Source organism: Pseudoalteromonas sp. S1609, assembly GCF_005887255.1.
GTDB lineage: Bacteria > Pseudomonadota > Gammaproteobacteria > Enterobacterales > Alteromonadaceae > Pseudoalteromonas.
This window is the reverse complement of the sequence record NZ_PNDJ01000060.1, coordinates 1-26,481: the sequence shown is the minus strand read 5'-3', so window position 1 is coordinate 26,481 and position 26,481 is coordinate 1. Positions and strand designations below refer to the sequence as shown.

Below are 26,481 nucleotides of genomic sequence, written 5' to 3'. Positions count from 1 at the left end.
ACTAATAATAAGTCACACCAGAGCAAAGCTTCCGCGTCCTGCTCACGCCCCTTACCTACATCCATGTAGACAACAAAGAGTAAATCGCCCCTAGGCAGAACCCTTCGGGTAGCGCCTTCATCTACTTATGAGGAATAACCACACTGCATAGGCTCTGCCTTGCTTAAATACCAAACAGGCTGCTGCAAATTTAACCTTGAAAGGTCAACAGACCCTGGTTATATCTAATAACTAGAACAAATAACAAAGGGATTAACACCTAGGCGGCTAAATCCGTTAGAATTAGCGGTAGGCTCTTTGTACTAATCTTAAGGCATTATTATGCGTCATGAAATTTGGCAACAGCTTCGCAGTGAAGCAAATGAAGTAGTAACCCGTGAACCTCTTTTAGCGAGCCATGTGTATTCGTGTATTTTAAATCACGAATGCTTAGGGTCTGCATTGAGTTTTATTGTTGCTAATAAACTAGCTGACGCTGTGGTTTCTGCCTTTACAATCCGTGAGCTGTTTGACCAAGCTTTTGTAAAGTGTGACCGGATGCTGACGTATGTTGCTCATGATATTAAAGCGGTAAAAGACCGTGACCCTGCGGCCGAAACCTACCTTACTGTGATTTTAAATTTAAAAGGGTTTCATGCGATACAAGCGCACCGCTTAGCTAACTGCTTATGGCAACAAAACCGTAAAGAGCTTGCACGCTTTATTCAAAGCCGTACCTCAGAGGTGTTTGGGGTTGATATTCACCCTGCCTGTAAAGTTGGCCAAGGCATCATGTTTGACCATGCCACCGGTATTGTTATAGGTGAAACTGCAGTAATTGAAGATAATGTATCTATATTACAATCGGTTACATTAGGTGGTACGGGTAACGAGCAAGGCGATCGCCATCCTAAAATTAGAGCGGGCGTACTTATTGGTGCGGGTGCTAAAGTATTGGGTAATATTGAAGTGGGTGAGGGCGCACGTATTGGCGCAGGCTCTGTTGTACTAAGCCCTGTGCCGCCTCACACAACTGCTGTTGGCGTACCTGCAAAAATTATTGGTCGTCCCGATTGTGAGTGTCCGGCAGAAAGTATGAATCAAAACTTTTTAGAGTATCCCGAGCCAGAAAACGAATCGCACACCAGTGCAATGCTTTAACTTTTTGAGTACTTATAAATGATATATAAAAGTAACCTTGTGGCTATGCTGCTCTGTTTTTCTTCAGGCTTGGCGTTAGCAAGTGGTTACTTTTTGTTTTTTAAAGATTCCACACGTGTTTTCTCAGCGCCTAAACAAGCTGTAATCTCTTCGCCTAACACTCAAGTCAATAATCAAGCAACTACTTTGCAAGGCCTAGTGCAGGTTAATAAAGCCCAAGTGACTGATCAACAAACTCAGCTGGCACAACATGTGGTTGAGCTTAATCAGCGGCTTGAAAAAAAATCAATCCAGCTTAAGCAGTCTCAACAACAGTTAAAGTTAAATCAATTAGAAAGTGTAGAGCTTGATGATGAGCTCGCAATACAGTTTGAACAAGAGGCTGATAATCTCGAATGGAGTTACGAGCTTGAAGTCGCGTTAAATGACTTTTTAATTATTAATGAGTTTGCAGATAGCGCTAAGCTTACAGCGCTTAAGTGTAAGCAAACAATTTGCAAGTTTGAGCTTACCATAAACCAAAATGCCGTTAGTTATGGGGCTAAATTATGGCGCGAGCTTAACGATAAGCTTCACCTTGAACCTTGGTGGCAGCAATTTAAACTCAGTGCATCTCAATCTAACGATGCCCGTATTGAGTTTACTGTTAGTACGCAAGGCTAGCGCTTAGCAATATGGCTAAGCTTCTACTTTTGAAATAACCTGGCCATCTACTAACTCAGTGATCAACACATCACCCATTTTTACATCTTCCACTGATTTAACCACTTTATTTTGCGCTGTTTTAGTAATGCTGTAACCGCGCGCTAATACATTAAGGGGGCTGACCGAATCAAGCCGACTTGCTTGTAAGGCAAGCGAATTATTTGCCTGTTGTAGCTGATGCTGTATCGCTTGGTGTAACCTTGCATGAAGCTGTGCTAACTGATGGTTTGCAGTTGCTAGCTTTTTGTCTGGCGATTGACGCATTAGTCTGGGTGTTAAATTAGCTAACATGCGTTCTTGTTGATATAAACGCTGACGCATTGCCTGTTGCAGTGCAATACTCAGCTCATCTAAGCGTTGTGACTTTTGGTTAAGCTGATTGCGCGGGTGGCATAAATTTAAACGATGCTGTAGCTGAGTTGCCAGTGCGCGTTTATCGGCAATGTCGTGTTTAAATGCATTCGCTAAACGGCTAATTAATTGGTTAACTCTATTGTGCAGTTCTTGCGTATTGGGGCTTACTAGCTCTGCGGCTGCCGAGGGCGTTGCAGCGCGCACATCAGCGACATAATCGCTAATCGTGGTGTCTATTTCATGGCCAACAGCGCTCACAATGGGTAGTTCGCTTTGATAAATTGCACGAGCAAGTTGCTCATGATTAAAACACCATAAATCCTCTAATGAACCACCACCGCGCCCAAGAATAATCACATCGACTTCGTTACGACGATTTGCCAGCTCTATTTGCTTGATTAAATGACCATGCGCTTCTTTGCCTTGCACCATAGCAGGATAAATAACCACTTCTAATTGCGGCGCACGACGTTTTAGCACAGTTAAAATATCTTTAATTGCGGCGCCTGTAGGTGAGGTGATCACCCCTATGCGATTTATGTTTTGGGGTAGGGATTTTTTATAAGCGGAGCTAAATAAACCCTCTGCAGCCAAACGCATTTTTAGCGCGTCAAACTCTTGCTTAAGTTGCCCTTCTCCTGCAGGTTCCATGCTTTCTACAATAAGCTGGTAGTCACCACGGGGTTCGTACAAAGATACACGAGCTTTAACGGTTACTTGTGCGCCATTTACAGGGCGGTAGCTTTGGTTTCGATTATTACCTCGCCACATGGCGGCTTTAATTTGCGCTTTGTCGTCTTTTAACGAAAAATACCAGTGCCCAGATGCTGGGGTGATAAAGTTTGAAATTTCACCGGTGAGTACTAAAGACGCAAAACCTTGTTCAAGTAAGGCACGTATTTCACGATTAAGGCGAGATACGGTATAAACCGTTTGCGAGGGCTTAGAAAACATAAAAACTACCAAAAAACATTTATAAACCTAGCTTATCATAAATAAATACAAAATATTATTTACTAGTGCCTGCAACGCTGTTAAAATTTGGCCGCAATTCCTTATCTTAGATCCACATGTGAGAAGTTGCCAAAATGCTTAGAATCGCTAAAGAAGCTCTTACCTTTGATGACGTACTTTTAGTACCTGGTCATTCTACTGTTTTGCCACACACGGCAAATATTTCAACTCGCTTAACGCGTGGTATCAAACTTAACTTGCCGCTCATTTCAGCATCTATGGATACTGTTACAGAAGCTCGTTTAGCTATTGCCCTCGCGCAGGAAGGTGGTCTTGGTTTTATTCATAAAAACATGACCATTGCAGAACAAGCGAAAAATGTTCGTAAAGTTAAAACCTATGAAGCAGGTATTGTTTCATACCCTGTTACAGTAACCGCCGATCTGACTATTGCAGATGCCGTTGAGCTGTCTCAGGAAAAGGGATTCTCAGGTTTTCCGGTCACCGATAGCGAAAATAACCTTGTAGGTATCGTAACTAGTCGTGATATGCGCTTTGAAACTAAGCTTGAACAGCCGGTTTCAACAGTGATGACGAAAAAAGAAAACCTAGTAACGGTTAAAGAGGGCACCGCTCGCGAAGATATCTTAAGCTTAATGCACGAACACCGCATTGAAAAGATTCTTGTGGTTGATGATGCGTTTAAACTTAAAGGCATGATCACCGTAAAAGATTACCAAAAAGCACAAGACAAACCAGATGCATGTAAAGACGAGCAAGGTCGTTTACGTGTAGGTGCTGCGGTAGGTGTTGGCGCAGGTACTGATGAGCGTATTGCTGCATTAGTTGAAGCCGGTGTTGATGTACTACTAATCGATACTTCTCATGGTCACTCGCAAGGTGTTATTGACCGTGTTGCAGCGACTCGTCAAGCTTACCCAGATTTACAAATTGTTGCGGGTAACGTGGCAACTGCCGAAGGTGCTATTGCCCTTGCAGATGCCGGTGTTGATGCTGTTAAAGTAGGTATCGGCCCAGGTTCTATTTGTACTACACGTATTGTTACTGGTTGTGGTGTACCACAAATAACAGCTATTTCAGATGCGGTTGAAGGCCTTAAAGGTCGCGATATTCCAGTGATTGCCGATGGCGGTATTCGTTTTTCTGGTGATATTGTAAAAGCATTGGTTGCGGGTGCATCGTGTGTAATGGTTGGCTCTATGCTCGCGGGTACTGAAGAAGCACCAGGTGAAGTTGAACTTTATCAAGGTCGCTACTACAAGTCTTACCGTGGTATGGGTAGCCTAGGTGCGATGGATCAAAAAGAAGGTTCATCAGATCGCTACTTCCAAAAATCAAACCAAGCTGACAAGTTAGTACCTGAAGGCATTGAAGGTCGTGTTGCTTATAAAGGGCCAATTGCAACCATTATTCACCAACAAGTGGGTGGTCTTCGCAGTGCAATGGGTTTAACCGGTTGTGCCACCATTGAAGAGCTAAACACTAAGCCACAATTTGTACGTGTTACTTCTGCTGGTATGGGTGAGTCGCATGTTCATGATGTGCAAATCACTAAAGAAGCACCGAACTACCGTTTAGGCTAATCAGCCTTAACAACTTGAAATAAGTGGGCTAACCTTTGTTAGCCCTAATATAGTCACACAGCTTAAGCTGGTGGCGTTTAGCACCTGACTTTACGAGATACTTCATGAGCAAAGACATTCACGATTCACGAATCCTCATTTTAGATTTTGGTTCACAATACACGCAGTTAATTGCCCGTCGCGTACGCGAAATTGGTGTTTACTGTGAGCTTTGGGCTTGGGATGTAACCGAAGAGCAAATTCGCGAGTTTAACCCACAAGGTATTATCCTTTCAGGTGGCCCAGAATCAACTACGCTTGAAAACAGCCCGCGTGCTCCTGAGTATGTATTTAATGCTGGCGTACCCGTACTTGGTATTTGTTACGGTATGCAAACTATGGCAACGCAGCTTGGCGGCCGTGTACATAGCTCAGATAAAAAAGAATTTGGTTACGCACAAGTTGAAAAAGTGGGTAACTGTGCATTATTTGATGCAATTGAAGATCATATTACTGATGGCGGCAATGGCGTACTTGACGTGTGGATGAGCCACGGCGATAAAGTAATGGAAATTCCAGATACTTTTAAAACTACTGCTAAAACATCTACTTGTCCACATGCGGCAATGTCTAACGAAGAAAAACGTTTTTACGGCGTACAATTTCACCCAGAAGTAACACACACACATCAAGGTCAACGCTTATTAGAACGTTTTGCTATTGATATTTGTGGTTGTGAAAAATTATGGACGCCAGCAAAAATAATTGATGATGCTATTGAGCGTATCAAAGAAACCGTTGGCGACGACGAAGTTATTTTAGGCTTATCAGGCGGTGTAGATTCATCGGTTGTGGCGATGCTTATTCACCGCGCTATTGGTGAGCGACTAACCTGTGTATTTGTAGATAACGGGCTACTTCGTTTAAACGAAGGCCAACAAGTCATGGACATGTTTGGCAATAAGTTTGGTTTAAACATTGTAAAAGTAGATGCCGAAGATCAATTCTTAAATGACTTAGCAGGTAAATCAGACCCAGAAGATAAGCGTAAAGCCATTGGCCATACGTTTATTAACGTATTTGATGAGCAAGCTAAAAAGCTTAAAAACGCAAAATGGTTAGGCCAAGGTACAATTTACCCTGACGTAATCGAATCAGCGGCCTCAGCGACTGGTAAAGCGCACGTAATTAAATCGCACCATAATGTGGGCGGCTTACCAGATGATATGCAAATGGGCTTAGTAGAGCCATTACGTGAGTTATTTAAGGACGAAGTACGTAAAATTGGTTTAGAGCTAGGTTTACCGTACGACATGCTTTACCGTCACCCATTCCCAGGGCCAGGTTTAGGTGTGCGTGTACTTGGCGAAATCAAAAAAGAGTACTGTGATTTATTACGCCGCGCTGATGCTATTTTCATTGAAGAGCTTCACAAAGCAGAGCTTTACCATAAAGTAAGTCAAGCGTTTACTGTATTCTTACCGGTTAAGTCGGTAGGGGTTATGGGTGATGCACGTAAGTACGATTGGGTTGTTTCACTTCGTTGTGTAGAAACCATCGACTTTATGACTGCGCGTTGGTCACATTTACCGTATGAGTTCTTAGGTGTTGTTTCAAACCGCATCATTAATGAAATCGACGGTATTTCTCGTGTTGTTTACGATATTTCAGGTAAACCACCTGCCACTATCGAGTGGGAATAATCCTCCCATTGCTATAATTAAGTAATAACTAACGGCGAATTAGCATGCTAATTCGCCGTTTTGTTTATTTAAAAAGCAAACAAACCGAAAAGTTGAATTTTTACTTTACCTTTGTCAAAAGGTCTTTATAATTCATCGTCATTGCAGGGGCGTAGTTCCAATTGGTAGAACAGCGGTCTCCAAAACCGACGGTTGGGAGTTCGAATCTCTCCGCCCCTGCCATTTCTTCTTTACATCGTTTTGATTACTTCCTATATTATTCATCTTACTAATTCCATCGAGTCGTTATGCATTCACGTTACGCATCTGTTTTTGGTATAGAAAAGCTTGAACTTAATCAACACTTTCGCCCAGCTCAGTCAGAGCAGTCAGCTAATTCATCGTTAATACTCAGTGATACATTAAAAGATGATATTGAGCGTGCATTTGCGCCTGTAACAATTAACAAGATTGTTAAGTCATCAACCATAGAGTTTAGTGAACAACAATTAAGCTTACCTGATTCCACCCTGTCCAGTGCACAAAAACGTGCGTTATGGGCATTAATGAGTGAACACCTTGATACACTTTAAGTCAGTTACCGATGAGAATATCAATGAGCTAATGGCCATTGAAACCACTTGCCACACACATCCTTGGACATTAAAAACAATGCAGTCGTGTTTGCAGGGCCGCTATTTTAATTTAGCCGCGTTCGACGACGAGCAAATGATAGGTTTTTACATTGGTGAAAAAGCAGGGCCCGATTTTACCTTAATGGATATTTGTGTTGCTCCGAGCTTTCAGGGGCAAGGGTTTGCTCAGCAGTTATTAACGCAGTTTATAGCTTATGGTGAGCAACACAGCGCTGAAAACTTATTTTTAGAAGTCCGCGAATCTAATACGCGGGCTATTGCTTTGTATGAACGTGCGGGCTTTATTGAAATGTCAGTACGTAAAAATTATTACCCCAGTGATGCACCCAATAAAAACGGCTTTGAAGACGCGATTTTAATGGGCATGGCACTGGGTTTAAATTTTTAACGATTACTTATTAGCGATGGCTTGCTCTATTGCAGCAATAAGTTCTGCTACGCACTTTTCTCTTTGTGGCATATCATTACCTTTTAAACTGTGTTCAACCGCTGAAGCGCTTTGGTAAATTTCATCAAAGTTAAAACAACCAGCGCTGCCCTTAATACTGTGGGCAAGGGCGCGTAATGTCTCGCAATCTTGGCTGTTATATAGGGTTTTTATCTGTTGCAAATAATCTGGCAAACTTGCTAAATAGTTTGCGTTTATTTGCTGAAACTTTTCGCTCTTCAATAAGCTATCCCACTTATTTTGGTTATCACGCTCAAGGTGTAAATAGCTAACTAATACATTTTCTAGTGCGTCTTTATCAATAGGTTTTCCCAGCGCTTCATCACAGCCTGCTTCAAGGTAAGTATCAATATCATGATTCATCACATTCGCGGTTAGGGCGATAATTGGGCCATCGTAGGCTGCATCTCTAAGCATTTTAGTCGCTTCTAACCCACCCATAACCGGCATTTGCATATCCATGATTATAAGCTGGTAGTCGTTTACTAATGCCATTTCTACAGCTTGTGCACCATTGTTGGCTATATCGGGCTCTAATCCCCATGTTTGTAATAGCAATTTAATCAATAACTGATTATCGGGGTTATCTTCTGCGACCAAAATTTGTGCATCAAAGCTGTTGCTCGCAAAAGATAGCTGCGGATCCTTTTCTGGTGTTAGTTGAGAGTGTTCGGTTAATAATAAATTGCCGCCAAGGCTATTATTCAAATGGCAATCTATATCGATAGTAAAGCAACTACCCACGCCCACCTCACTGGTTACACTTACATCCCCACCTAACAATTGAGCCAAATTTTTTGATATACACAGCCCCAATCCCGTACCACCAAACCGACGTGTCGTTGTGGCATCGGCTTGCTCAAATGGCGTAAACAATCGATTAATTTGGTTTGACGACATACCAATGCCGGTATCTTCTATAACAAAGGTAAGCGTTTTTGGTGCTTGGTATTTAGCGGTTATAGTAACCTGACCTTGCTCAGTAAATTTAACCGCATTACTGGCAATATTAATGAGTATTTGCTTTAAGCGAGTAATATCACTATTAATAGTATGCGGTAGCGGAAGTGTATAATTAATTGTAAATGATAGCTGTTTCTCTTGTGCTAAAGGTTTAATGATTGATTCAACATCATGAATAAGCTGTACAACATTTAGCGGCGTTTGTTCAACCGCGAGTTTTTCGGCTTCAATTTTTGAAAGATCGAGAATATTATTAATAAGCTCTAACAAATGTTTTGAATTACGTAGAATAGTACCTAAATGGTGTTTGTCATTGGTTGCTTTTTCGCTGTGCAGTAGTTGCTCTGTAAATCCCATAATAGCTGTAAGCGGGGTGCGAATTTCATGACTCATATTGGCTAAAAAGCGGCTTTTAAGCTGGTTTGCTTGTTCTGCTTGGGCTATGGCGGTTTCAAGCTTGCTGTTCATCGATTCAAGCGCCTTAGTCCGGCTTTCTACTTTGTCTTCTAAGTGATGCTTATATTCTTCAAGTTGCTGTTGATAATGCTTAATTTGGTTAATCATGTGATTAAAGTCGTTAAACAGTATCCCTACTTCATCCGTAGTATAAGCAGGTAGTGTAACAGAGAGATCGCCATCACCAACGCGATGACTTGCTTCACCTAATAATTCTATTGGGTTAAGCAGTAAATTACGCACCACAATAAAAATTAAGATTGGGAGGGTGATCACAGAAATAATTACAATTAGCCCGGTGATCACACTAATTGCTTTACCCGATTGATATAACACCGCTTTAGGAATAGTCGACACATAATAGTAGCCGCCACTCATTTGGGCGGCAAAAATTAGTCGCTCTATTTTATCAACACTTGAAAGCTCAATAGTTGATAAGCTACCTATATCAGCTAGATCGTTAATTTTATTTAATTCATATTTAGTAACATAGTGGCCACGCATTTTATAATCGGAGCTAAATAAAATTTTACCATCGCTGGCCAGTAATAAATTTAAGGTGTTGTTATAAGGCGCTTCTAAAATACTGGTGTTTAAAATAGAGGGGTCTACTTTAAGAATAATAAAGCCTAGCTGTTGTGGGCGTTTTAAATAATAGTCGACGCTATATATACGCTGTACAAAGTATAAATTGGTGGTGCCATCTTCTTTTTGCACCATAAACTGCTGCTGACTTAAATTACTTTGTTTTACTTGATCAAAAAATGGGTAGGATTTGGGCGCTACGGTTAAATTACTGGAGTAATAGGCGTCACTTTTACCGGTTTTTGAGACTAAGTTAATACTAATAATGTCAGGGTAGGCTTCACTGTAACTGGCAAATACGTCCATTAACGCGCCAAGGCGATAGGTATAGCTGGCGTCTTCAAATAAATCTTTAGCTAAAAAGTCACTTAGTACCGGTGAAGCAGAGAGTAACTTAGCCGTTGCATGAAAAGAATCGATATAGTTGAATACTTTTTGCTGCTGTTGTTCTACAAAGCGACTCATGATCAAGTCGGCTTGTTTTTGCGTGGAGTTGGTTACATTAGTGAGCGTAAAGCCCCCTAAAAATAACAACGGCAGTATAACCAGTGGAGTTATATACCATAATAATCGAATACTTAGCTTACTGGTTTTCATTACCCAACATCAAATCTTCCATGTAATTGACCAATAATATGATTTACAGCATTATTACTCAAGCTTGGTGTTAAGTTAGTGGGCAATTTATATCGATATTGTTAATAATAATTGGAAACACCAATATTAATCGCTTCATTAAAAAAGATCCGTTAATAACTAACCATTGATTGTTTATAGCGCCAAGATCAGCGAAAATAGTCTTCAATTACGATTAACTTAACGGATAGCATCACAAGAACTAATTTGGGTTCTTGTTGGGGTATGTTGAGCTTTAGAGGTTAGCTTGTTTTTAGCCTTAAAAGCTCAGCATACTAAAATATAAATACATCCGTATATCAACTAAAAGAACCTTTTTAATGGCAGACCAAAATCTCCTTAGCGAAATTAATAAACGCCGTACCTTTGCGATCATCTCGCATCCGGATGCGGGTAAAACCACTATCACTGAAAAAGTATTGTTATTCGGACAAGCAATTCAAAAAGCTGGAACGGTTAAAGGCCGTGGTTCTAATCAGCATGCTAAGTCGGATTGGATGGAAATGGAAAAAGAGCGTGGTATTTCTGTTACTACCTCTGTAATGCAATTTCCATATAACAATGCGTTAGTTAATTTACTTGATACCCCAGGACACGAAGACTTCTCTGAAGATACATACCGAACTTTAACCGCGGTAGATTCGTGTTTAATGGTCATTGATGCTGCTAAAGGTGTAGAAGAACGTACCCGTAAGCTAATGGAAGTAACACGCCTGCGTACCACGCCTATTGTTACCTTTATGAATAAATGTGACCGTGATATTCGCGACCCAATGGAACTACTCGATGAAGTAGAAACAGAGCTAAATATTGCCTGTGCACCTGTTACTTGGCCAATTGGCTGTGGTAAAGAGTTTAAAGGTGTTTACCATATCCATAACGAAGAGACCATTTTATATAAAACAGGTCAAGGTCACACTATTCAAGAAGTACGCAGCATTAAAGGGCTCGATAACCCTGAGCTTGACCAAGCCATTGGTGATGAACTTGCAGCGCAATTACGTGACGAGTTAGAGTTGGTTATTGGTGCATCACACGAATTTGATTTAGATCTATTCTTAGCGGGTGAGTTATCGCCTGTGTATTTTGGTACCGCACTTGGTAACTTTGGTGTAGATCATGTTTTAGATGGGTTAACTCAATGGGCGCCAACCCCATTACCACGTGAGACTGAAGATCGCCAAGTTGTAGCCACAGAAGAAAACTTCACTGGGTTTGTATTTAAAATTCAGGCTAACATGGATCCAAAGCACCGCGACCGTATTGCCTTTATGCGTATTGTATCGGGTAAATATAGCCAAGGCATGAAAATGAACCATGTGCGTATCGGTAAACAAGTTAGTATTTCTGATGCGGTAACCTTTATGGCGGGCGATCGTGAGCGTGCGGCTGATGCTTACGCTGGTGATATCATTGGATTACACAACCACGGTACGATTCAAATTGGTGATACTTTTACCCAAGGTGAAAAAATTAAGTTTAGCGGTATTCCAAACTTCGCCCCTGAACTGTTCCGCCGAATTCGCCTGCGCGATCCATTAAAACAAAAACAGTTATTAAAAGGGTTGGTACAGCTTTCAGAAGAGGGCGCAGTACAAGTATTCAGACCATTAATTAATAATGACTTAATTGTAGGTGCGGTAGGTGTGTTGCAGTTTGATGTGGTTGTAGCGCGTTTAAAAGCTGAGTACAACGTTGATGCAATTTACGAAAGCGTTAATGTAAATACAGCCCGCTGGGTTAGCTGTGATGATGTTAAAAAGTTTGAAGAGTTTAAGCGTAAGTGCGAAAGCAACTTAGCACTCGATGGTGGCGATAATTTAACTTACATCGCGCCGAGTCGTGTAAACCTCAATTTGTCGACTGAGCGTTACCCTGAAGTGACATTTAACCACACGCGTGAAAACTAGAACTGACCAACTAGAATTAACACAAAGCCTGCTTTGGCGGGCTTATAAAGGTAAATAATATAATGAATATTCGTACTATTTTAGTAGAAAAAGCCATTGCAGCTATGACCGCCGCAGGCCTGCCAGAAGATACTAACCCAGCGGTTACGCAAAGCACGCGCCCACAGTTTGGTGATTACCAAATTAATGGCGCGATGGGCGCAGCTAAAAAAATGAAAAGCAACCCGCGTGAATTGGCACAAAAAATTATTGATCAGTTAGATGTGAGTGACATTGCTGAAAAAACTGAAATTGCTGGTCCTGGTTTTATTAATATTCACTTAAAGCCAGAGTTTTTAGCACAAAGCGTGCAAGCCGCTAATAACCACGCAAAACTTGCGGTAAACGAGCATGCCAAACCACAAAAAGTAGTGGTTGATTACTCATCGCCTAACCTTGCAAAAGAAATGCACGTAGGTCACTTACGCTCAACTATTATTGGTGATGCAGTAGTACGCGCACTTGAATTTAGAGGCGATACCGTTGTACGTCAAAATCACATGGGTGATTGGGGCACACAGTTTGGCATGTTGATTGCGCATTTAGAAGATCAAATTAACCAAGGTGTTGATTTAGACACTGTTGCGCTTGCTGACTTAGAAACCTTTTACCGCGATGCTAAAAAGCGTTTTGATGACGAAGAAGGCTTTGCCGATAAAGCACGTAACTACGTAGTTAAACTGCAAGGTGGCGACGCTCACTGTGAAAAACTGTGGAAACTATTTATTGCCACTTCAGTGAAGCACTCTGAAGAAGTATACAAGCGTTTAAATGTAACCCTTACGCCTGCCGATATTATGGCTGAAAGTGCTTATAACAGTGAACTTAACGATATTATTAGCCTATTAAAAGATAAAAATATTGCAGTAGAGTCGCAAGGCGCACAAGTGGTATTTTTAGATGAGCTGGCAAATAAAGACGGTGAGCCTTCAGCGTTTATCGTGCAAAAATCAGGTGGCGGCTTCTTATATGCAACCACAGATTTAGCGGCGTGTGATTACCGTTCAAACAAGTTAGGCGCTGAGCGTATTTTGATATTTGTTGATGCGCGCCAGAGCCTTCACTTTAATCAAGTGGAGCTTACTGCGCGTAAAGCTGGTTTATTACGCGATGAAACCAGTTACGAATTTTGCCCATTTGGCACCATGATGGGCGCTGATGGCAAACCATTTAAAACTCGTACAGGCGGCACGGTAAAATTAGCTGATTTACTTGAAGAGTCAATTACTCGTGCAGCAGCCAAACTCGCTGAGCGTGAATCAGATTTATCTGACGAAGATCGTAGTGAAATTGCTCGTAAAGTGGGTATTGGCGCGGTTAAATACGCAGATCTTTCTAAGCACCGTACCAGCGATTACATTTTCAACTGGGACAGCATGCTAAGTTTTGAGGGCGCAACAGCCCCTTATTTACAATATGCTTATACGCGTGTTCGCAGTATTTTCCGTAAGTCAGGCGTTGATGCTGCAAGCTTAAAAGCCGATGTAAGTATTATTGAGCCGCAAGAGAAAACCCTCGCGCTTAAATTATTGCAGTTAGAAGAAGTCCTTGATCTGATGATCAATGAAGCCACACCGCACGTATTATGTGGTTACTTATACGAACTAGCTAGTCTATACATGACATTCTATGAAGCTTGCCCAGTACTTAAAGAGGGCGTAGAGCCAAGTGTTCGTGATAGCCGTTTAGTGTTGTGTAATTTAGTGGCAGATACGCTGAAAACAGGATTAGATCTACTAGGTATCGAAGTCATGGAGCAAATGTAATCACCGTCGTATTTTAATCTAATACTGCGTTGTCCACTCGACTGACCCTAATCACATACAACTACGTATGCTCATAGGGATAAGTCGAGTGTCCGCCTTATCTTAGACTAAACTACTTAGGTGAGCGTCTGCTGCGTGTAGTTCGCTTTAGCTGCGTTGGTAAAACTATTTAGCCTAAGTCACATACAAACCGTATGCTCCTTGGTATAAATAGTTTTACCGCCTTGCTAGCACTCCTACACTTGCAGATAATTTTATATTGACACTGTTCGGAATGTTCACCAATTTTATAGCTGATAGCTTTTAAAGAAGGATTTGATATGAAACTCGAAGATATTCGTCGTGAATACCTGCAAGATGCGCTTAGTGAAGACAACTTGCTTGAAGATCCGTTTAAGCAGTTTGAAACTTGGCTAGAGCATGCTGTTGGTAGTAACTTGCCTGATCCTACAGCAATGGTGGTCGCTACGGTCGATGAAACCGGTCAGCCTTCACAGCGTATTGTGTTGCTAAAGCATTTAGATGATAACGGTTTTGTGTTTTTTACTAATACCGGTTCACGTAAAGCGCAAGAACTAAAAGGCAATAACAAAATTTCCTTGCACTTTCCATGGCACCCTATGGAGCGCCAAGTAATTGTGTATGGTGAAGCGCAGCCATTACCTACATCGGCTGTTGCTAAATACTTTTTATCTCGACCTAAAGAAAGTCAATTAGCCGCATGGGCGTCGCAACAAAGCCGTCCAATTTCGTCGCGTAAAGTGCTAATGGAAACCTTTACCAACATGAAAAATAAGTTCGCTAAAGGTGAAATTCCGCTCCCTGACTTTTGGGGCGGGTATTGTGTTGTGCCGCAAAAAATCGAGTTTTGGCAAGGCGGAGCGCATCGTTTACATGATCGCTTTATGTATCAGCGTCAAGCCGACAATAGCTGGCAAATAACCCGCTTAAACCCTTAGTTGGCTACTGGTTTTGCAATTTATAGACTCACACTGTCATCTCGATTTTAGTGAGTTTGATACAAATCGGGAATCGCTTATTAATGCCTGTGTAGCAAAGGGCATTAATCAATTTATTGTGCCAGGCATTAGCTTGGCGCAGTCTCAAAAACTACTCGAGTTTAAAGCAACCTACCCACAAATTAGAATAGCTGCAGGGCTACATCCTTATTTTTTAGAGCAACATCAGCAATCGCACTTAGAATCACTGTATAACTTTGCTAAAACAAACAAAACTCAGCTTGTGGCTATTGGGGAATGCGGGCTAGATCGCAGTATCGAAAACCTTGAAAAACAAACCTTTCTGTTTGAGCAACAAATAGCGCTTGCTAATGAGCTAGAGTTACCGCTGATTGTGCATCACAGACAAAGCCATGATTTAATAGCGCAATCGTTTAAGCGTTGTAAACCTAAGAATGGCGGTGTGATCCATGCTTTTTCAGGCTCAATACAACAAGCACAGTATTATATAAAAATGGGCTTTAAGCTTGGAGTGGGTGGGGTTATCACCTATGAGCGGGCTGCTAAAACTCGTGCGGTTGTAGCAAAGCTTGAGTCACAGCATTTAGTGCTGGAAACTGACTCACCTTCAATGCCGCTAAATGGTTATCAGGGAGAAATAAATACCCCATTGCATATTCCTAAGGTGTTTGATGCGCTCTATGCTTTAAAGTCAAATAGCGATAAATATCGATTAGCTGAGCAGCTTTATGATTCGTGCTCTGACGTTTTTTGTATATAACGATTTACTTGCCAGCGTTTTAACCCTCGGCCTAATTGCCAAGTAAAAATACAAGCAATCACTAGCATAAGTAATACTTGGCGGCCTAAATCGTGAAAATGATTATGGCTTGAAGATACCGCAGCACGCGTTAAATAGGTAATAGATACAAAGCCAATAGGGCGATTGTCGTCAGAAATAACTTGTTCAACAAACGGTGTTTTTAACTTACTAATGCCAGGCGATGAGTCTGGTAGTAAGCCATATACATGATGTGATTGCCAATTATCGCTGCTTGCAAGCACTACACCTTGTTTATCATAAATGGTGGCTGAAAGAACAAACTCATCTTTACTGATATTGTTGCACAAGGTGGTGAGCTGCGATTTGTTTTTCTCTATCAGCGGGTTTTTGGCATTCAGTGCCATAAACTGAGTGAGTGACTTGGCTGCACTATCAGCACTATCATATAGTAGTTGATGACTTTGAAAGCTACTGTTTATTCCTACCCAGCTTAATAATACAAAGCAGCCAGCGGCCAATAATAAACGAATTAGACGCTTTTTTTGCGAGGCTGTAAGTGGATTTTTAAGATGGTTATTTTTCATAGTCACCGTTTATGCTGCTGACAGCATTTTGATTTGATGTTACAACTACACTATAACCCTAAATCCCCCCTGATGGCGAATTTTGTATCTCATATCCTTATTATCAATGAGCTAAATGTCAGGAAATATAAACGGAGATCCCATGTCGAACGCGAACATGGCACAGCAAAGTGCTGAGCTATTATCATCATCACTTATTCTTAATAAATGGTTTAGCTACCAACAAGGTGCTTTTACACCACTAAATACAACACCAAACAGAAACCAAGGGTTATTTAGTATTGCATTTAGCGGTGATTTTAATATTCAGCATATTAATAGCATTATTGAGTTCTTTGCGGCTCACCAGCAAAAAGTAACGGCTATTTGTCAATATCAGCCTGATTTAGGATTATCTCCGGCATTATGTTTTTATATAGAAAATGCAGAGCGTGTAATAAATCCACTCGAACTTCAAACTTTTGCAAATACTTTGGCGTGTCAGTTAGTGCAAGTAACCAGCCCCCCTGATTTACAAAAACCTGGGTTATTGGTAATGGATATGGATTCAACAGCCATTACTATTGAGTGTATTGATGAAATTGCACGCTTGGCTAATGTATACGACGAGGTTGCCAGCGTGACCGCGCAGGCAATGGCAGGCAAGCTTGATTTTAGTGAAAGCTTACACCAGCGTGTTGCCAAGCTTGAAGGCATTGAAAAGAGTTTAATTGATGAGCTTAAAAGTACACTGCCTTTAATGCCCGGTATCAAAGCGTTATGCCAAATTTTAAAACACCATGATTGGTATTTAGCGATTGCATCGGGCGGCTTTGTGCCGTTTGCTGAGCGAGTACAGGAGCTGATTAATTTAGATGAAGTGCATGCCAATGTACTTGAATTTAAAGACAATAAACTAACAGGTAAAGTGTTAGGTGGGATTGTTGATGCTGAGCAAAAAGCGGTTGTTTTAAATGCGCTACAACAAAAGCTGGGGCTTGAAAAATGCCAAACAGTTGCCATAGGCGATGGCGCAAACGATTTAAAAATGATGGCTCAAGCTGGCTTAGGCGTTGCTGTACATGGTAAACCAAAAGTAGTTGAGCAAGCCCAAGCAGCTATTTGCCAAGGCTCGTTATTGCAACTGTTATATATGCTGGCGGTTCCGCTAAACCCATCACAGGTTTAACGTAAACGATTTAACCAGATGAGCTTTCGTCTAGACATTTGCTCAACCTGTTGTTGGTTGAGCGCTAGATGCTCAAGCGCTTCATCACTGACATCAATAATATCGCCAACACCTGATACAGACCACAAAGCATCCTCTAAGTCTTTGGCCTTGTGAATTGCGTATTGGCTGACGTATTTTAGCTCGTTTGCTAGGTAGTCAGTATCGAGTCGACCAGTGCGTGAAATATATAAACGCATTATAAAAATCAGCTCAGATTTAAGCCCTTTACTTACTTGCTGTTTAAACTCGCTGCAGTCAGTACCTAAAACACATTGGCTGGTAATAGCATCCGCTATATTATCTTTTTTAGGATCAAAGTTAATTATTAAACTAAACTCTAATGGTGGATCTTGGCGGGTACGCTCTTTAATATTAGGGGTGATCACATCAATAATATGCGCTTTAGTAATAATATCCGATAAGTCTGTTTTAGCATTTAATAAGGAAAAATTTTGCAAAATAATATGCAGTGGGCTTGGATATAAACCAAATCCCATAGCGCCAATTTCAAAATGCGCCATTGATTTATGTAAATAAATCGGAAACTGGCAAAGCGTTTTGGTTACCATATTTCTAAGTGCTGTAGAAAGCCCGGGTACTTTAGGTGATTCTTCTGCTACTTTTAATTTTTGTTTATTGCTACTTATTAAAAGAGTAAAAAAATCGACCCCAGTATGAGATGAGCCTTTATCTACATACGCTTTCAAATTAATGGTAGTCAGCGATTTACTCACAGCCATTACTTCATATTGAATAAGATTTAATGAATAGTTTTTAGTAATTTTTTGCAAATCAGGAAATGATAGCGAAACAATATCGCCTTTTTTAAAGTTCACTTCTTGATTGCACTCTAGCTGTAAGCCAAATATTGAAAAATCACGGGTATGCCCATGTAATACCGCATCACGAGTATTAATCACAACATTAGTTTTGTATAAATAGCGTTTATTAGAGCGAAGATTTACATACTCTAGAGGCACAGTATTAAGCTCCGGTGGCGATGCGTGCTTACTGTGGCCAAAATATTTCAATTTATTGGCTAAGGCTTTATCAAATTCATATTGTTGATAATGTTGTTGTTCATGCTCATTACCAACTTGGGTAAGTAGCATTAAATACTTAACGTCTTTTATTGCGCCTTCAACACGTGGTGAAGGTGGTTTATTTAGTTTTTCAATATCTTTGCCTAAAGAGTTAGGTAAAGATAAAGGAATATAAGCATCTTCAGTATGACTCGGCATTAGTTGTAATTTAAAGCAGCGCCAACTGTCTCTTCGGCTACCAAAACCAAAAAATAACGCTTTTAATTTTGCTTGTTGCTCAAGCTCTGAGCGAGTGGCTGAGTAATAATAAATTTTTCCTGCAGAGACATGGGTAAAGGTATACAAATACTCTTCTTTTACTGCAATCGGTTTTAGCGCCAAGGTACGAATACGCTTATGATTTAACACATTGTAAAGGCATGATTTTTTGCGTTCATCAGTAAAATAACGCTGAATAAATAAACTGTTTTCAGTAGTTAAGCTCAGGCTAGGATAATAAACGCCGTTTTGCTGGCTAATAAAAACATATAAAGAATTAACCCTAGGTATATAATATTGTTCATACCCTTTAGAAATAACTGCATCGAGGGTGTTATCTAAATTCACTTTATAACGGCGTTTATTGCTATGAATAAAGCTTTCTAAAAAACGATCAAACGCGCTGTTATTTTCTTCAAATGTACGCTTCAAGCGGATATGATTAAATTCTTCTGAGGTGTTTTCTATTGCAACGACTTCATATTTAACGCCACTTTTGAGGCCAAGCTGAAAATCTTGCTCTAAGCCTACTAGGTGCATATTTATAAGCTGACCTTTTTTTAAGCGATAGCGCGACGCTAACTTAATTTTACAGCCACTGATTGAAATATCAGAGGTACTTGCATCGATTTTTGCTTGTCCGTCATACTCAATAGTAATTTTAATTGAGTAATTCATCCGTTCTTCACTGCGATTTTCATAAGCTGCAAATTTAATTACATCGGTAGACAATTCGCGCGATGATTCAATTTCTTTAGGTGGGGTAGTCGTTGATTTTTGTTGTAATACGCGATAATTATTTTCGGTATTCATTACTGCTTCGTATACTGCAAGAGTATAGTCTTTATGTTGTTTTATAGCCGCTTCGAATACTTCAATAGCGGTGTCATCCATAAAGTGCTGCTTGCCTTTGTATTCATAAGGTTTTACTTGACCAGTGACTAAACTACGCAGATCAATAAAACGGTCTATCGGCTGAGATAAACGCGACATTTCCATTTTTATTAAAAACTGCTCGGGTTTAGTTAACTCGGCGGTTTTTGTCTTGAAAATGAGATCAAATTTAGGATTTCCTAAATACTGTTTTAATTCATCTACAAGCGCTTCATGCTTAAGCAATACGTCATCAGCCATTTATAAATCGTCACCGTCTAATTTAAAAAGTAGGTATACTGTTACAATTATTTATTAGAATATTTAATAAATCGAATCTCGCAAAGCCGCCAAATGCGGCCATAATACTATGCGTAACTATACTTTGTGTTTAACCTGAACTCCGGATAATAAATCCATCTCAAGCAGCTATTTTCAGCGCTAACTGCGTTGAATTTACTTGCAATAGGCGAGCTATTGACGCGTAATTTCGCCTTGTTTTCACTAAAAATCTCTAGCTAGAGAAAAATAAGCACAAATATCTATTTTGACTCAATATGTTAGTAAATATCTTAACCAGAGTTCAGGTTATTTATTGTTATTCTCTAATAGCCAATTAATTGGCAAGGGTTAATTAGTTTTTTAAAGCAAGAAACATGCCCTAAAGTAGGTTAAGTGAAACTACATTAGCATACTGTGAGTGTGATACTAAATGCGCTGATCCACAAGACGTTGTTGCTAAGGTAGAGCCAGCAATGGCAAAATAAGCGCTTAACACTGTGTATTTCAAAATAAAGAATAGTAGGTAAGGTTTTAAATGGTTAAAGCGGCAAAAGTAGAGTTTGTTTGTACAGAATGTGGCATGAACTATCAACGTTGGCAAGGCCAGTGTCGCTGTGGCGCATGGAACACTTTAGCAGAGTTTAAACCCTCTGCAGGGCAAAACAAAAAGGTAGCTGCTCGTGCCAGTGTAGGTGGTTATGCCGGTGGCATTGGCGGTGGTTCTAAAAAGATTAATGATGTAGCCACTGCAGAGGCTGAAAAACAGCTTACTGAAATTGGTGAACTAGATCGTGTGCTAAGCGGTGGTGTAACCACCGGCTCAGTTAATATTATTTCTGGCGATCCTGGGGCGGGTAAAACAACGCTGCTATCTGATTTAGTGGCAAGAATGTCTCAGCGTATGCCATCACTTTACTGTACTGCTGAGGAGTCCCTGTCGCAGTTTAAAAACAGGGTTAACCGGTTAAAGCTTAATTACAACGAAGATGAACTTTATTTACTGTCTGAGACCAGTGTTGAAACTATTATTGAAGAGCTTGATAAAAACAAAATTAAATTTGCCGTTATTGACTCCATTCAAGCAGTTGTTACCGATACCGCAAATGGTAGCCCTGGTTCGCCTTCTCAGGTGAAAAGTGCTGCTCAGGCATTAACACAGTACTGTAAGCAAAACGACGTGACTATGTTTATTATTGCTCACGTAAATAAGAATAATGAAATAGCCGGCCCGCAAACTCTAGTACATATAGTTGATGCACTGTTACATATTGATACCAACGATGGTCAAGTGCGCACCCTACGCGCTAATAAAAATCGCTTTGGTGATATAGATACTGTCGGTATTTTTAAAATGTGTGAACGCGGAATGCTCAGTGTTGATAACCCCAGTGAAATTTTCTTATCGGGTTCAACCACCGAGTCACCAGGGTCGACGATTACCTGTATTCGTAAGGGAAATCGTAATTTACTACTTGAAATTCAGTGTTTAACCACAGAAACCGAGGCAGAGTTTCCACAGCGAGTATGTGTTGGTTTAAATATGAATCGGATTAAAATGCTTACCGGTATTTTACGTAAGCACACTAAAACCAAAATATTCCACGATACGTTTTTTAATATTGTCGGTGGTTTAAAAATTGATGAATCAGAAACCTGTATTGACTTAGCGCTTGTTACTGCACTTTTGAGTAGTTTAAACGAATTCGTTGTTCCACGAACCACCTGTATTATGGGAGAGTTAAGTTTAAATGGTGATGTACGCCCAATCGACAGTGGTGTGCCCCGTGTTAAAGAAGCGGCGCAACATGGGTTTACTGAAATATTTATCCCATTTCGTAATTACCATAAATCCATGGAAGGGCTAGGTGCTAAAATAACGCCAGTTAAAACAGTGCACGAGCTACTTAGCTTAATAAATTAACGCTTACAGCGACTGCCGAGCAATGTTACTCTTTAGAGTAATACCGCTTATATACAGAATAAGGAAATAACATGAAGAAATTAGTGATTACAGCCGCGATTATTGCTGCAGGTGTGGGTGGCGTAAGCTATGCAAACTATGTAGCAACCCAAGAGGTACGCGCTGAGGTTGATAAGCAGTTGGCTTTGGTTAGCGAGCAAACAGGTGCAAGCTTTAACTATGCAGAGCTATCGGCGAGTGTTATTTCAAATAGTGTTGCTATTAGCAATATAGAAGTGACTAGCCCTGAGGGTAAAAATATTGCCACAGTTGAGCATGTGGAAGTAACAGGTTACGAAACCGATAAAATATCGCCACATACTGCTTTTACACTAAAGAATTTCCAATTTGATGAAGGTTTTGTCGCTACACTGCCAGCAGATACAAATACACAACTTGCCTCGGCCAGTTATGATTTACACTCATCATTAGATTACGATGAACAATCTGGAAACAGCGATATAGTTGTTAAACTACACGCCAACGATATTGCCAGCATTGATATGAATATGGGACTGGCTAATTCTAAAGCGCTTATGGATGCTTCACTAGAAATAAGCAAAGCTCAGCAAACAGCAGGTGATACCCCGCTTACTTATGAGCAAGAGTTACAACAGCAAACACTTATTATGCAAGCAATGAGCAAGTTAGAGCCACGTACTTTGAGTGTAATGCTCGATAATCAAGGTGAGTTAAGTACTTTGCTAGAAAGTGAGCTAGCCAAACAAGGTATGACACTAGAGCAAATGCAAATGATGCTGGCTCAACAGTTACAACAAGCGCCGGTAACCGAAGAAATAGCACAAGCATTAACTGACTTTGCTAAAGGCCTAAATTCGCTTAGTGTCTCGGCTAAACTACCGGAAGGTAAAACCATGATGGAAGTAAATCAGCAGCTAATGATATTAGCAGGGCAACCTGAAGAGCTGGTTAAGTTTATAAACTTAGAAGTTAAAGGCAAATAAGCACTAGTTATTAACCAGACTTTACATGTTAAATAATGAAAGCGTGAGTTTAGCTCGCGCTTTTTTGTGTCTTTATTAATTAAATATTATATATATTTGTAAAGTAACCTACTATTTTAAATGAAAGGTGATTGCTTGGATTCTGCTAAGGGACATGGGCTTGACGCTGCAGCTTTGCCTGCTTATTTTCTTCGCCTACTAAGTTACCAACTCGTAGCGTGATAAAGTCTCCCCTCGGTGAAACAAGTTTTAATTCTGAAATACAACAGCCCCTGGTAATTGGAGTTTTCTGTTTGAGTAAAAAAATAAAGTATTTGTGCATAATGTGGCTTGTTATTGTGTTTTCGATCCCATCTGTATTAGCTGCAGGTCCTGCTGTGCGTTTTGAGCGCTTATCAATAGAAAATGGGTTACCACAAAGTAGTGCAAAAGCGATTTTACAAGATCAGCAAGGGTTTTTATGGATCGGAACTGAGGAAGGCCTTGCGCGTTACGATGGTTATGAGTTTAAGGTCTTTAAAAAACAGAAAGATGATTTGTATTCGTTATCAAATAACTATATTAAGGTAATTACTCAAGGTAAAGACGGTGAATTATGGATAGGCACACGAGGAGGTGGTATTAACCGTTTTGATCCTACTACTGAGCGGTTTATCCGTTATATGCATGATCCAAACGATGCAAATAGTTTAAGCGATAACTCAGTGCACGCTATTACCCAAGACTCGCAAGGCAATATATGGATTGGAACAGATAAAGGTGGCCTGAATCGGTTTAACCCCAGTACCAAAAAGTTTACTCATTATCGCCATCAAGCTGATACTAAAAATAGTATTAGCGATGACGCGATTAGTGTTATAACTTCGGATGATAACGGCTCACTTTGGATAGGAACATGGAATGGGGGCCTTAACCATTTCAGTCCAAAAACAGGACTGTTTAGCCATTATAGTCATCAGCCTAATCAAATAAATAGTCTTAGCAATAATACTATTAGTGCCATTCATATAGATGATTTAGATAACTTGTGGATAGGAACACGTGGTAGCGGTTTAAGTTATTTTAATTTAGTAGAAAAAAAGTTTACCCATTATAAATATCAATCAAATAACGACAACAGTTTAAGTGATAACAATGTCGATGCAATTACGCCCGATAAACAGGGTAATCTATGGCTAGCTACGCTAGGTGGTGGGCTTAATTATTTTAATATTACCAAGAAACAATTTACTCATTATCGTTATGATGCAACAAATCCTAATAGTTTAAGCAACGATATTGTTAGAGCAATTATTTACGATCAGCATGATAACTTGTGGGTAGGAATGGACGGCGGAGGTCTCAATCGTTCAAATTCAATTGCTAGGCAGTTTACCCATTACAACCATCAAAGAACAGACCCTTACAGCCTTAGCCATAATATGATCAGAGCAATTACCCAAGACCGTGAGGGGTCATTATGGATAGGTACATGGGGAGGTGGGCTTAATAAATTTAATTCAGCTTCTGAGAAGTTTACTCATTATCGACATGATGACACCAGCAGCAACAGTTTAAACGACGATCGTATTTACGCAATAACCCAAGATAAGCAAGGCTATTTGTGGCTTGGGGCCGATCAAGGAGGGTTAAGTCGTTTTGATCCTTCAACAGAGAAATTTAAGCACTTCCGCCATGATCCAAGTAATATAAATAGTGTTCGTGGAGAAGCTATTAGTGTAATAACAGAAGATCGCGATGGATATTTATGGTTAGGCTCATGGCAAGGATTGAGTCGTTTTAATCCTCTTACAGAGCAGTTTGTTCACTACAATCATGATCCAAATAATAGTAATAGTTTAAATGATGATACCATCCGAGTGATCACCGAGGATCGTCGTGGTCACCTTTGGTTAGGTACATGGAAAGGAATTAATCATTTTAATCCTGATACACAAACGTTTACTCACTTCACTCATCAAGATACTAACCCTCGAAGCTTAAGTCATAATACCGTCTACGCAATCAAAGAAGACCATTTAGGTAATATTTGGGTAGGGACAGCCAGTGGTTTAAATTTACTTGATAAGGCAACGGGAAGTTTCACTCATTATTTTGAAGAAGATGGCTTAGCAAATAATGTCATTTACCGAATTGAAGAAGATAATACTGGTATTTGGCTGAGCACTAACCAAGGACTCTCGCACTTAAATACTAAAACAAAACGCTTTAAAAATTATAACGTTAGCGACGGCTTGCAGAGCAATGAATTTAATGCAGATGCCTCATTTAAAAGTAAAACGGGCGAGTTGTTTTTTGGTGGTATTAACGGGTTTAATCGTTTTTATCCAAATGATATTAAAATTGATAGTCGACCTCCAAAGGTGGTTTTTACTGATATGTTGCTGTCGAATAAGTCGGTACCAGTAGGTGAAGTTAAACGTAAAACGGCTACCCAAACAGAGATTGTGAATAACATTAGATCTGGATATAGCCTCGAAAAAGCAATTCACAGTACTTCTGAAATAACGTTAACTCATAAGCAAAACTTAGTTACTTTTGAGTTTAGTGGTCTGTATTTTTCTAATTCGAAAAAAAACCAATATGCATTTCAAATGGCTGGTTTAGATAACGAGTGGATAAAAACGGATTATAAAAACCGTCGTGCAACTTATACTAATTTACCTACTGGGGAGTATATTTTACGTGTTAAAGCGAGTAATCCTTATGGGGTTTGGAATGAAACTGCTACAGCATTAAAAATCAAAGTGCTACCGCCACCCTGGTTGTCGTGGTGGGCTTACACCGGTTATGTAGTCTTAGTTGTGTTGGCTATTTGGTTATTTGTGCGCGCGCAATATAAAAAAGTGCACTTTATTAAAAAAGTAAACGAGCAACTAGAGCTTAAAGTGGCAGAGCGTACTTTAGGGTTACAACAAGCGAATGCAGAGTTAGTAAAGTTAAGTGTTATCGACGAATTAACCGGACTCTACAATAGACGATTTTTAGCCAATAACTTACTTGCTGATATAGAGCTGGTCAATCGTAAATACTTTGAACACAGCGAGCAAAAAACACTAGCAACTATTAAAGATGCCGATCTAATTTTTTTCCTTATTGATATTGATCACTTTAAGCGAGTTAACGATGTTTATGGCCATACTGCCGGAGATGCCGTATTAATGCAGATAAAGGACGTTTTAAAGCAGATATTTAGAGAGTTAGATTATTGTGTTAGATGGGGCGGAGAGGAGTTTTTAGTCGTTGCACGTTTTTCAGAACGTAATAATGCCGCTGAATTAGCCGAAAGACTTAGAGCGGCTATAGAAAAACACGCTTTTAAAATTAGTGATAGCGAAACGATTAATAAAACCTGCTCTATTGGGTTTGCAAGCTACCCATTTCTACCCAATAGGCCTCAAGCATTGAGTTGGGAGCGGGTCGTTGACATTGCTGATCATTGTTTATATGCCGCTAAGAACTCCAATCGAAATGCATGGATAGGGTTGGATAATATAAGTTGCGAGGCGGACGGTTTATTTGCCCAGATTACAGAGAACACAACTGCATTAATTGAGGCTAATCATCTGCAAGTAAAAAGCTCATTAAGCAAAAATATACAAATAAAGTGGCAGTAAATAAAAGCCGTACTTGATTATTCAAGTACGGCTTTTATTATTTTAGCTGATAGCTGATAGCTGATATCT

Annotated in this window: 18 protein-coding genes and 1 tRNA gene; 15 read left to right on the top strand and 4 right to left on the bottom strand. The window is 40.1% G+C overall.

Going from position 1 to position 26,481, the window contains the following annotated elements:
- Positions 1 to 321 precede the first annotated feature (321 nt).
- Both cysE and CWB76_RS15265 read left to right on the top strand, forming a co-directional pair.
- Positions 322 to 1,140 carry a serine O-acetyltransferase gene (gene cysE, locus CWB76_RS15270; protein WP_008110273.1) on the top strand — a complete coding sequence of 273 codons (819 nt, stop codon included), beginning with the start codon at positions 322 to 324 and terminating at the stop codon, positions 1,138 to 1,140.
- A gap of 18 nt (positions 1,141 to 1,158) precedes the next feature.
- Positions 1,159 to 1,803, top strand: a complete 645-nt coding sequence (locus CWB76_RS15265) for a hypothetical protein (protein ID WP_138608782.1) — start codon at positions 1,159 to 1,161, stop codon at positions 1,801 to 1,803.
- Positions 1,804 to 1,818: 15 nt separating this feature from the next.
- Here CWB76_RS15265 and xseA read toward each other — a convergent pair whose 3' ends face one another.
- Complete coding sequence (gene xseA, locus CWB76_RS15260; RefSeq protein WP_138608780.1) at positions 1,819 to 3,153, bottom strand: exodeoxyribonuclease VII large subunit; 1,335 nt, start codon at positions 3,151 to 3,153, stop codon at positions 1,819 to 1,821.
- 134 nt (positions 3,154 to 3,287) lie between these two features.
- On the opposite strand from xseA, the gene guaB reads away from it, so the two are divergent.
- From guaB to rimI, 5 genes are all read left to right on the top strand, one after another.
- A complete protein-coding gene (gene guaB / locus CWB76_RS15255; RefSeq protein WP_008110278.1) occupies positions 3,288 to 4,757 on the top strand; it encodes an IMP dehydrogenase in 1,470 nt (489 codons plus the stop codon).
- Between the two features lie 104 nt (positions 4,758 to 4,861).
- Complete coding sequence (guaA, locus tag CWB76_RS15250; RefSeq protein ID WP_010387703.1) at positions 4,862 to 6,439, top strand: glutamine-hydrolyzing GMP synthase; 1,578 nt, start codon at positions 4,862 to 4,864, stop codon at positions 6,437 to 6,439.
- A 145-nt stretch (positions 6,440 to 6,584) separates the two neighbouring features.
- A tRNA-Trp gene (locus tag CWB76_RS15245) sits at positions 6,585 to 6,661 on the top strand.
- 65 nt (positions 6,662 to 6,726) lie between these two features.
- Positions 6,727 to 7,011, top strand: coding sequence for a hypothetical protein (locus tag CWB76_RS15240; protein WP_138608778.1), 285 nt, complete (start codon positions 6,727 to 6,729; stop codon positions 7,009 to 7,011).
- The gene (gene rimI, locus CWB76_RS15235; protein ID WP_171039644.1) at positions 6,998 to 7,462 is read left to right on the top strand and encodes a ribosomal protein S18-alanine N-acetyltransferase; all 465 of its coding nucleotides are present in this window, start codon (positions 6,998 to 7,000) and stop codon (positions 7,460 to 7,462) included. Before CWB76_RS15240 ends, rimI begins: the two co-directional genes overlap by 14 nt.
- A gap of 3 nt (positions 7,463 to 7,465) precedes the next feature.
- On the opposite strand, the gene CWB76_RS15230 is transcribed toward rimI, so the two are convergent.
- Positions 7,466 to 10,123, bottom strand: a complete 2,658-nt coding sequence (locus CWB76_RS15230) for an ATP-binding protein (RefSeq protein ID WP_138608776.1) — start codon at positions 10,121 to 10,123, stop codon at positions 7,466 to 7,468.
- Between the two features lie 359 nt (positions 10,124 to 10,482).
- On the opposite strand from CWB76_RS15230, the gene prfC reads away from it, so the two are divergent.
- The 4 genes from prfC (at position 10,483) to CWB76_RS15210 (ending at position 15,617) form a co-directional block, all read left to right on the top strand.
- Positions 10,483 to 12,072 carry a peptide chain release factor 3 gene (gene prfC, locus CWB76_RS15225; protein WP_010387708.1) on the top strand — a complete coding sequence of 530 codons (1,590 nt, stop codon included), beginning with the start codon at positions 10,483 to 10,485 and terminating at the stop codon, positions 12,070 to 12,072.
- A 62-nt stretch (positions 12,073 to 12,134) separates the two neighbouring features.
- On the top strand, positions 12,135 to 13,877 hold the full coding sequence (gene argS, locus CWB76_RS15220) for an arginine--tRNA ligase (protein ID WP_028833914.1): 1,743 nt from the start codon (positions 12,135 to 12,137) through the stop codon (positions 13,875 to 13,877).
- Positions 13,878 to 14,197: 320 nt separating this feature from the next.
- On the top strand, positions 14,198 to 14,836 hold the full coding sequence (pdxH, locus tag CWB76_RS15215; RefSeq protein ID WP_138608774.1) for a pyridoxamine 5'-phosphate oxidase: 639 nt from the start codon (positions 14,198 to 14,200) through the stop codon (positions 14,834 to 14,836).
- A gap of 13 nt (positions 14,837 to 14,849) precedes the next feature.
- The gene (locus tag CWB76_RS15210; RefSeq protein WP_138608772.1) at positions 14,850 to 15,617 is read left to right on the top strand and encodes a TatD family hydrolase; all 768 of its coding nucleotides are present in this window, start codon (positions 14,850 to 14,852) and stop codon (positions 15,615 to 15,617) included.
- Here CWB76_RS15210 and CWB76_RS15205 read toward each other — a convergent pair.
- On the bottom strand, positions 15,584 to 16,204 hold the full coding sequence (locus CWB76_RS15205; RefSeq protein WP_138608770.1) for an AhpA/YtjB family protein: 621 nt from the start codon (positions 16,202 to 16,204) through the stop codon (positions 15,584 to 15,586). The two genes, CWB76_RS15210 and CWB76_RS15205, sit on opposite strands and share 34 nt — an antisense overlap.
- Before the next feature lie 142 nt (positions 16,205 to 16,346).
- On the opposite strand from CWB76_RS15205, the gene serB reads away from it, so the two are divergent.
- Positions 16,347 to 17,372: a phosphoserine phosphatase SerB gene (serB, locus tag CWB76_RS15200; RefSeq protein WP_138608768.1), complete on the top strand. Its 1,026-nt coding sequence runs from the start codon at positions 16,347 to 16,349 to the stop codon at positions 17,370 to 17,372.
- Here the strand turns inward: serB and CWB76_RS15195 are convergent.
- The gene (locus CWB76_RS15195) at positions 17,369 to 19,849 is read right to left on the bottom strand and encodes a PilZ domain-containing protein (protein ID WP_138608766.1); all 2,481 of its coding nucleotides are present in this window, start codon (positions 19,847 to 19,849) and stop codon (positions 17,369 to 17,371) included. The genes serB and CWB76_RS15195 overlap by 4 nt on opposite strands.
- 556 nt (positions 19,850 to 20,405) lie before the next feature.
- On the opposite strand from CWB76_RS15195, the gene radA reads away from it, so the two are divergent.
- The 3 genes from radA (at position 20,406) to CWB76_RS15180 (ending at position 26,412) form a co-directional block, all read left to right on the top strand.
- A complete protein-coding gene (gene radA, locus CWB76_RS15190; RefSeq protein ID WP_138608764.1) occupies positions 20,406 to 21,791 on the top strand; it encodes a DNA repair protein RadA in 1,386 nt (461 codons plus the stop codon).
- 71 nt (positions 21,792 to 21,862) lie between these two features.
- Positions 21,863 to 22,795 carry an aq_1923 C-terminal domain gene (locus tag CWB76_RS15185; protein WP_138608762.1) on the top strand — a complete coding sequence of 311 codons (933 nt, stop codon included), beginning with the start codon at positions 21,863 to 21,865 and terminating at the stop codon, positions 22,793 to 22,795.
- Between the two features lie 293 nt (positions 22,796 to 23,088).
- A complete protein-coding gene (locus CWB76_RS15180) occupies positions 23,089 to 26,412 on the top strand; it encodes a ligand-binding sensor domain-containing diguanylate cyclase (protein ID WP_138608759.1) in 3,324 nt (1,107 codons plus the stop codon).
- Positions 26,413 to 26,481: the final 69 nt, after the last annotated feature.

Bases quoted from the DNA above. Each gene is read 5' to 3' on its own strand.
- cysE (WP_008110273.1), top strand. From the start codon at position 322: ATGCGTCATGAAATTTGGCAACAGCTTCGCAGTGAAGCAAATGAAGTA.
- CWB76_RS15265 (WP_138608782.1), top strand. From the start codon at position 1,159: ATGATATATAAAAGTAACCTTGTGGCTATGCTGCTCTGTTTTTCTTCA.
- xseA (WP_138608780.1), bottom strand. From the start codon at position 3,153: ATGTTTTCTAAGCCCTCGCAAACGGTTTATACCGTATCTCGCCTTAAT.
- guaB (WP_008110278.1), top strand. From the start codon at position 3,288: ATGCTTAGAATCGCTAAAGAAGCTCTTACCTTTGATGACGTACTTTTA.
- guaA (WP_010387703.1), top strand. From the start codon at position 4,862: ATGAGCAAAGACATTCACGATTCACGAATCCTCATTTTAGATTTTGGT.
- CWB76_RS15240 (WP_138608778.1), top strand. From the start codon at position 6,727: ATGCATTCACGTTACGCATCTGTTTTTGGTATAGAAAAGCTTGAACTT.
- CWB76_RS15230 (WP_138608776.1), bottom strand. From the start codon at position 10,123: ATGAAAACCAGTAAGCTAAGTATTCGATTATTATGGTATATAACTCCA.
- prfC (WP_010387708.1), top strand. From the start codon at position 10,483: ATGGCAGACCAAAATCTCCTTAGCGAAATTAATAAACGCCGTACCTTT.
- argS (WP_028833914.1), top strand. From the start codon at position 12,135: ATGAATATTCGTACTATTTTAGTAGAAAAAGCCATTGCAGCTATGACC.
- pdxH (WP_138608774.1), top strand. From the start codon at position 14,198: ATGAAACTCGAAGATATTCGTCGTGAATACCTGCAAGATGCGCTTAGT.
- CWB76_RS15205 (WP_138608770.1), bottom strand. From the start codon at position 16,204: ATGAAAAATAACCATCTTAAAAATCCACTTACAGCCTCGCAAAAAAAG.
- serB (WP_138608768.1), top strand. From the start codon at position 16,347: ATGTCGAACGCGAACATGGCACAGCAAAGTGCTGAGCTATTATCATCA.
- CWB76_RS15195 (WP_138608766.1), bottom strand. From the start codon at position 19,849: ATGGCTGATGACGTATTGCTTAAGCATGAAGCGCTTGTAGATGAATTA.
- radA (WP_138608764.1), top strand. From the start codon at position 20,406: ATGGTTAAAGCGGCAAAAGTAGAGTTTGTTTGTACAGAATGTGGCATG.
- CWB76_RS15185 (WP_138608762.1), top strand. From the start codon at position 21,863: ATGAAGAAATTAGTGATTACAGCCGCGATTATTGCTGCAGGTGTGGGT.